Genomic DNA, 7,530 nt, shown 5'->3' with positions numbered 1-7,530 from the left:
TGAAGACTCTAATTCAATATCCTCTTCATCTATTTCTAACTGCTCTGCAATTATTTCTTTTAACTTTTCGAATACCACATTTTCACCTCCCTTCAAATATTAATATATATAAATTTATATTGTCATACCTCCATCAACTGTTAATACTTGACCAGTAATGTATTTTGATAAGTCACTTGCTAAAAATGCAACCATATTAGCAATATCATCTGGTTCTCCTAATTTGTTCAATGGTATATTTTTTATGTATTCTTCTTTTATTTTATCTGGTAACTTATCAGTCATATCTGTTTGTATGAATCCAGGTGCAATCGCATTTACTCTTATATTTTTCTTACCAACCTCTTTTGCTAAAGACTTAGTAAATCCGACTATCCCTGCTTTAGAAGCTGAATAATTACATTGACCTGCATTACCAGTTAATCCTACAACAGATGATATATTTATTATACTACCGTTTTTTTGTTTTATCATTTTTCTTATAATTGATTTAGTTACATTAAATGTTCCTTTTAAATTAATATTCAATACAGCATCCCATTCTTCTTCTGACATCCTCATTAATAAGTTATCTTTTGTTATACCCGCATTATTTACTAATATATCTATTTTTCCAAACTCTTTTATTGCTGCATCAATTAAATTCTTTGCTTCTTCCATCTTAGAAACATCTGCTTTAACTGCTAATCCCTTTCTTCCCACACTCTCTATCTCTTTTACAACATCTTTAGCTCTTTGTTCACTACTTACATAGTTTATTATTATATCTGCTCCTAAAGATGCTAACTTTATTGCTATTGCTTTTCCTATACCTCTTGAACCTCCAGTAATCAAAGCAACTTTTCCTTTTAAGTCCATAAGTTTCCTCCTAACCTAATTCTGTTAATAATTTATTCAGTGTTTTTGTATTTTCAACATTATAGCACTTAACTTTTTTCTTTAACTTCCTAGCTGTCTTTTTAGTAAAAGCAGTTAAAGTTTTTCCTGGGCCTATTTCTATAAAAGTATCATAGCCTCCATCTAACATAAGCTCTATACTATCTTGCCATAATACCGATTTCGAAACCTGCTTAATAAGCAAATCCTTTATATCTTTTTCATTAGCAATATAATCTCCTGTAACATTAGAAATAACTTTTCTTTGTAAGCTTCCTATATTCAAACTTTCCATTTTTTCTGATAACCGCTCCCCTGCTGGCTTAAGTAAACTACAATGAAATGGAGCACTTACTGGTAATAATACAGCTTTTTTTGCACCTTTTTCTTTCGCTAATTCACAAGCTTTTTCAACTGCATTGATTTCTCCTGAAATAACAATCTGTCCAGGACAGTTATAATTTGCTCCTTCCACGGTTCCAACATCTTGAGCTTCTTTAATAATACTGTCTACTTCTTTTCTATCCAATCCTATTATGGCTGCCATATTACCTTTTCCTAAAGGTACAGCTTCTTGCATATATTTTCCTCTCTTATTAACTAGTTTTACTGCATCCTCAAACTTCAATGCTCCTGCATAAACAAGTGCACTATATTCACCTAAACTTAATCCTGCTGTAATATCTGCCTCAATTCCATTCTGTTGAATTACACTAAGTATTGCAATAGATGTTGTTAATATCGCTGGTTGTGTGTACTCTGTTTTTACTAATTCTTCTTCAGGTCCTTCAAAGCACATTTTCTTTATATCAAATCCTAAACTTTCGTTAGCCTTTTCAAAAATATCTTGAGCAGATTTATGCTCCATAGCAATTTCTTTACCCATTCCAACATATTGAGCACCTTGTCCTGGAAAAATAAAAGCTATTTTACTCACATTACCACTCCTAAAAATCTTTTAACTTTTGTTGTATTTTTTCTGCTTCCTTCATTATATCTTCTAAAATTTCTTTACAGCTCTTAATATCTTTTACTAAACCACTAATTTGACCTGCCATTACAGAACCATTTTTCACATCACCGTCTATAGCTGCTTTTTTAAGAGAGCCTACTCCAAAGCTTTCAATAGTTTCTTTATCAGCACAATTCTTCTCTAATTCCATGAACTTTTTAGAAAATTTATTTTTAATCACTCTTACTGGATGTCCGGTACTTCTTCCTGTTGCCAATGTATCTCTATCTTTTGCTTTAATTACTTTTTTCTTGTATTCTTCATGGGCTATACATTCTTTTGAACAAATAAATCTAGTACCTAACTGTACACCCTTTGCTCCAAGTGCTAATGCTGCCATCATACCCCTTCCGTCACCAATTCCTCCTGCTGCTATTACTGGTATATCTACAGCATCAACGACCTGTGGTACCAATGCCATAGTAGTCAGTTCACCTATATGTCCTCCAGCCTCTGTTCCTTCAACTATTAAAGCATCTACATTAACTCGCTCCATTCTTTTTGCTAATGCAACCGAAGGAACCACAGGAATAACTTTAGTCCCAATCTCTTTAAACTTCTCAATATACTTACCAGGATTTCCTGCACCAGTAGTAATTACAGGTACCCTTTCATCATATAATAAATCCATTATTTCATCTACATAAGGTGATAAAAGCATAACATTTACACCAAACGGTTTATTTGTCAACTCTCTAATCTTTTTTATTTCTTCTCTTATTATTTCAACTGGGGCATTGCCACATCCAATTATTCCTAAGCCACCAGCGTTTGAAACTGCTGCTGCAAGTTCAGCAGTAGCTATCCATGCCATTCCACCTTGCAATATTGGATATTCAATTCCTAGTAAATCACAAATTTTAGTTTTTATCACTTTACTGCCTCCTTATCTATACCATTTGATTACACATGAACCCCAAGTAAGTCCACCGCCAAAACCCACAAATAAAACATTATCACCATTATTTATTTTATTTTCCTTTAAAGCTTGATCTAACGCTACTGGAATAGATGCAGAAGACATATTACCAAGTCTATCTAAGTTAATATACACCTTATCTTTGGGTAATTTCAATCTTTTTCTTGCCGATTCTATAATTCTAATATTAGCTTGGTGAGGTATTAAATAATCAATATCTTCTTTTTGTAACCCACTTCTTTCAATGGCTATATTAGACGCTTCATTCATTTTTTTTACTGCAAATTTAAACACACTGTTTCCGTCCATTTTTACGTAATGTAATCTGTTCTTAATTGTCTCCTCTGAAGCTGGTAATTTGGCACCGCCTGCAGGCTGCATTAAATAATCAGCACCAGTCCCATCTGCACCTAAGCTAATTGATAATATACCTTTATCTTTTGGCACTTCACTTAAAATAACAGCACCTGCACCATCTCCAAAAAGTACACATGTATTTCTATCCGTCCAATCAACAATTCTTGAAAGAGCTTCAGCGCTTATTAATAAAATATTCTTATAAAGACCTGATTTTATGTAACCGTAAGCTACAGACAAACCATATAAAAAACCAGAACATGCTGCTTCTAAATCAAAGGCAGCTGCATTCATACAACCAAGGCTTCTTTGAACTAAACACGCTGTCGATGGAAAGGCCATATCAGGAGTCACTGTTGTAACAATTATCAAATCTATTTGCTCTTTTTTAATTCCTGAATCTTTTATAGCATTTTCGGCTGCTTTAATAGCCATGTACGAAGTTGTTTTGTCATCATCTAATATTCTTCTTTCTTCAATTCCTGTCCTAGTCTTAATCCATTCGTCACTCGTATCTACCATATTTTCTAAATCCTTATTTGTTAATATTTTTTCTGGTAAATAGCTGCCTACTCCAATAATTCCTACACCTTTATCCTCGTTCTTCCTTACCATGTTTACCTCCTAATCTGTTTATATCTTCTTCAATCTTTTCTAAGACTTCATTTTCTACAAAAACTTTAGCTTGTCTTATAGCATTTTTTATAGCTTTTGCATCCGAACTACCATGTGCTTTTATTACTGCTCCTTTTACACCTAATAATGGAGCGCCACCATACTCTGTATAATCTAAACGCTTTTTAAATCCTTTTAAACCTGATTTAAGCATTAAAGCTCCTAATTTAGTAAAAAATGACTTGGTAATTTCTTTTTTTAATAATGAGAAAATTTCCATAGCTAACCCTTCAGTAAGCTTTAAAACAGTGTTACCTACGAATCCATCACAAACTAATACATCAGCTTTACCTTTTGGAAGTTCTCTAGCTTCTATGTTCCCATAAAAATTTAAATCTGATTCTTTTAATAGTTTATATGTTTCTTTTGTTAATTCATTACCTTTTCCTTCTTCAGTTCCTATATTTATTAATCCAACCTTTGGTCGTTTAATACCTAATACCTTCTCAGCATAAACTGAACCCATAATTGCAAATTGATGTAAATATTTCGGCTTGCAGTCTGCATTTGCTCCTGCATCTAATAATAAAGATATACCATTGGAAGTTGGGTACACTGGAGCTAATGCAGCTCTTTCTATCCCTTTTATTCTACCGACCACAAACAAACCTCCGCTTAACAATGCTCCAGTATTGCCAGCTGAAATAAAAGCATCCGCTTTTTTTTCCTTTACTAATTTTAACCCTTTGACCATTGAAGAGTCTTTCTTTCTTCTTATTGCTCTAACAGGTTTATCTTCATTTTCTATTACTTCCTCTGCATGAACTATTTCTATTTTATTGCTATCAAGTTGATATTTTTCTAACTCCTTTTTTATCATTTCTTCTTTTCCAACTAAAACAACATTAACTCCATACTCTTTTACTGCATCAACACTTCCTTTAACAGTAACTTCAGGAGCATGATCTCCCCCCATAGCATCCACAACAATCTTCATGTTACCCCTCCTATAATTCTTGGTCAACTGAAACAAGTATGAACTTACCTCTGAAAACCTGCTCTTGTCCAACGTAAGTAAATACATGTACAAAATATTTATTACTTCTCACTCGTGTAACTTGTGCCTTAGCTATCAGCTTTTGTCCTGCATATACAGGCTTTTTATATTTAATATTTGCTACCCCTGTAAGGGCTACATCAGCATCTATCACAGCCATAGCTAATGTTTCAGCCTGTGAAAAAATGTGATGTCCTCTAATAATATTTGTCTTTTCAAATGCCATATCAGTGTTTGTTTCTAATATAGATATACCGTTTTTTCCTAATGATAAATCTACTAGTTCTCCTACTATTTCCGTTCCTCCGATACTTCTAACCTTTGTATAGTTCTTTTCTGCAACCTTTTTTATTCTCTGTCTTAATTCTGGTATACCTAATTCCAATCTATCTAGTCTTATCGTTTGTATACTAACATTAAACATTTCTGTTAATTCTTCATCTGTTAAAAACGGGTCTTCTTTTAGTTTTTCCTTCAACAATCTCTGTCTCTCTTTTTTTGGTATTCTCTTACCAGCCATGTTTTCACCTCTATTAACACTTACGTTTAGTACCTGTTACTAATACATAGTATATATTACTGACTAACAAAATTCAAGTCTTTTTTCTTGAATTGTTAATAATTAATCTAATTCTATAACCTCTATCTTAATATATACTAACGTAAAAAAGATTTACAAAAAATAAAAAAGATAGTGAATTAATCACTATCTTTTTCAAATGCTATTAATCAACTGAAATTACTTCCTTATTTTTATAATATCCACATGCTCTACATACTCTATGTGGTAACTTAGGCTCATGACATTGTGGACATTCTACAAAAGTTGGATTTGACATTCTTTCATTTGATCTTCTTCTTTTATCTCTTCTTGCTTTTGATGTTTTACGCTTAGGTACTGCCATTCCTAACACCTCCTTATATCAGTCAAATAACTCTTTAAGCTTTTCTAGACGTGGGTCAACATTATCTACTTCACAATTACATTCGCCTTCATTAAGGTTTTTACCACATTTCGGACATAAGCCCTTACAATCATCTTTACACAATACCCTCATTGGCAGAGAAAGATTCACAAATGTAATAACAATGTCCTCTAAATTAAATTTGCCTTCACTATGATAAATAATCACTTCATATTCGTCAATATCTTCATTTTTACCCACTATTTTCGCAGATATTTTAGTTTCTACTTTATTTTTAAATTCTTTTAAGCATCTGGCACAATTTTCGCTATAAATGTAAATTAATTTACCACTTAAAAATATACCATCATCTGTATTGTATATGTCAGCTTTTATTTCTATAGGTTCTAATATTTCAAGATCTCTGCCATTAACTGATATGTTATCAATAGTAAGCTTTTCATCAATTTCCTGGTGTATTTCTACACCTTGCAAAAGTTCATTAATATCCACTTTCAATTTTTTCACCTCTAAAATATCGCCAGATTCCATTATAAAAGGGTATTACTATTTTGTCAAGAAAAATCTATATTTCTACTGACCAATGTAATACTACTTAACTAGCTCCATAGTATCTCTAGCTATCATAAGCTCTTCATTTGTAGGTACTACCAACACTTTAACTTTAGAGTCTTCTGTACTAACTATTGTTTCTTTACCTCTTACATTATTCTTCTCTTTATCTATTTTTATACCCATAAATTCTAATCCTTCACAGATAGCTTCTCTTGTTTCTGGTGAGTTTTCACCTAGTCCTGCTGTAAATACTAAAACATCTAGTCCACCCATTAATGCTGAGTAAGCACCTACATATTTCTTAACTCTACTGTTAAACTTATCTAAAGCTAATTTTGCTCTTTCTTTTCCTTCTTCTGCTGCTTCTTCAATATCTCTAAAGTCACTACTAACTCCAGAAATTCCTAAAACACCTGACTTTTTATTAAGTAAGTTATTTACTTCTTCTAAACTTAAATCTTCCTTCTCCATAATAAATGGAACAATAGCTGGATCTATATCTCCACTTCTAGTTCCCATCGCTAAACCTTCTAATGGTGTAAAGCCCATACTAGTATCTATAGATTTTCCTTGTTTCACTGCCGCTAAACTAGCTCCATTACCTAAGTGACAAGTAACAATATTGACATCTTCCATTTTATCTCCTAAAATTTCAACAGCTCTATTTGCTACATATTTATGAGATGTTCCATGGAATCCATACTTTCTTATTCCATGCTTTTCATATAATTCATAAGGTAATGGATATATATATGAAGACTCTGGCATAGTTTGATGGAATGCAGTATCAAAAACTGCCACCATTGGTACTTCTGGCATTAATTCTTTGCACGCTTCAATCCCCATAATGTTAGGCGGATTATGTAATGGTGCTAATTCTGCACATTCCTCAATAGCCTTCATTACTTCATCATCAATTACTACAGAACGTGCAAACTTTTCTCCACCGTGAACAACCCTGTGTCCCACAGCATTAATCTCATCCATTGAACCTATTGCACCATGGTTAGAATCCACTAGAGCATCTAATACAATTTCTAATGCTACTTTGTGGTCAGACATTGGCTTTTCAATAACTACTTTTTCTTTATCCTTAGCAGTATGTTTAACTCTTGAACCTTCAATTCCAATTCTCTCAGCTAATCCTTTTGCTAATACTTCTTCATTAGTCATATCAATTAATTGATATTTTAATGAAGAACTTCCACAGTTA

At 32.6% G+C, this 7,530-nt stretch carries 9 protein-coding genes; all 9 read right to left on the bottom strand.

Going from position 1 to position 7,530, the window contains the following annotated elements:
- Window positions 1-114: 114 nt before the first annotated feature.
- Complete coding sequence (fabG, locus tag L21TH_RS07000) at window positions 115-858, bottom strand: 3-oxoacyl-[acyl-carrier-protein] reductase (protein WP_006312639.1); 744 nt, start codon at window positions 856-858, stop codon at window positions 115-117.
- 10 nt (window positions 859-868) lie between these two features.
- The gene (gene fabD, locus L21TH_RS06995; RefSeq protein WP_006312638.1) at window positions 869-1,813 is read right to left on the bottom strand and encodes an ACP S-malonyltransferase; all 945 of its coding nucleotides are present in this window, start codon (window positions 1,811-1,813) and stop codon (window positions 869-871) included.
- Window positions 1,814-1,823: 10 nt separating this feature from the next.
- The gene (gene fabK / locus L21TH_RS06990; RefSeq protein WP_006312637.1) at window positions 1,824-2,762 is read right to left on the bottom strand and encodes an enoyl-[acyl-carrier-protein] reductase FabK; all 939 of its coding nucleotides are present in this window, start codon (window positions 2,760-2,762) and stop codon (window positions 1,824-1,826) included.
- A gap of 12 nt (window positions 2,763-2,774) precedes the next feature.
- Complete coding sequence (locus L21TH_RS06985; RefSeq protein ID WP_006312633.1) at window positions 2,775-3,779, bottom strand: beta-ketoacyl-ACP synthase III; 1,005 nt, start codon at window positions 3,777-3,779, stop codon at window positions 2,775-2,777.
- Window positions 3,757-4,776: a phosphate acyltransferase PlsX gene (plsX, locus tag L21TH_RS06980; RefSeq protein ID WP_006312631.1), complete on the bottom strand. Its 1,020-nt coding sequence runs from the start codon at window positions 4,774-4,776 to the stop codon at window positions 3,757-3,759. The genes L21TH_RS06985 and plsX overlap by 23 nt, the downstream gene beginning before the upstream one ends.
- Before the next feature lie 10 nt (window positions 4,777-4,786).
- Entirely contained in the window at window positions 4,787-5,356 is a 570-nt protein-coding gene (gene fapR / locus L21TH_RS06975; RefSeq protein WP_006312629.1) for a transcription factor FapR, read from the bottom strand.
- 205 nt (window positions 5,357-5,561) lie between these two features.
- Window positions 5,562-5,741, bottom strand: coding sequence for a 50S ribosomal protein L32 (rpmF, locus tag L21TH_RS06970; protein WP_006312627.1), 180 nt, complete (start codon window positions 5,739-5,741; stop codon window positions 5,562-5,564).
- Between the two features lie 18 nt (window positions 5,742-5,759).
- On the bottom strand, window positions 5,760-6,254 hold the full coding sequence (locus L21TH_RS06965; protein ID WP_242826507.1) for a YceD family protein: 495 nt from the start codon (window positions 6,252-6,254) through the stop codon (window positions 5,760-5,762).
- A 99-nt stretch (window positions 6,255-6,353) separates the two neighbouring features.
- Window positions 6,354-7,530 (bottom strand): acetate/propionate family kinase (locus L21TH_RS06960; protein ID WP_034429601.1); only part of this gene is annotated, 1,177 nt, incomplete at its 5' end.

The organism is Caldisalinibacter kiritimatiensis (genome assembly GCF_000387765.1).
Taxonomy (GTDB): domain Bacteria; phylum Bacillota; class Clostridia; order Tissierellales; family Caldisalinibacteraceae; genus Caldisalinibacter; species Caldisalinibacter kiritimatiensis.
This window is presented reverse-complemented; position numbering and strand designations above follow the sequence as displayed.

Excerpts from the sequence above, each read along its gene's own strand:
- fapR (WP_006312629.1), bottom strand. The coding sequence starts at position 5,356 with ATGGCTGGTAAGAGAATACCAAAAAAAGAGAGACAGAGATTGTTGAAG.
- plsX (WP_006312631.1), bottom strand. The coding sequence starts at position 4,776 with ATGAAGATTGTTGTGGATGCTATGGGGGGAGATCATGCTCCTGAAGTT.
- L21TH_RS06985 (WP_006312633.1), bottom strand. The coding sequence starts at position 3,779 with ATGGTAAGGAAGAACGAGGATAAAGGTGTAGGAATTATTGGAGTAGGC.
- fabG (WP_006312639.1), bottom strand. The coding sequence starts at position 858 with ATGGACTTAAAAGGAAAAGTTGCTTTGATTACTGGAGGTTCAAGAGGT.
- rpmF (WP_006312627.1), bottom strand. The coding sequence starts at position 5,741 with ATGGCAGTACCTAAGCGTAAAACATCAAAAGCAAGAAGAGATAAAAGA.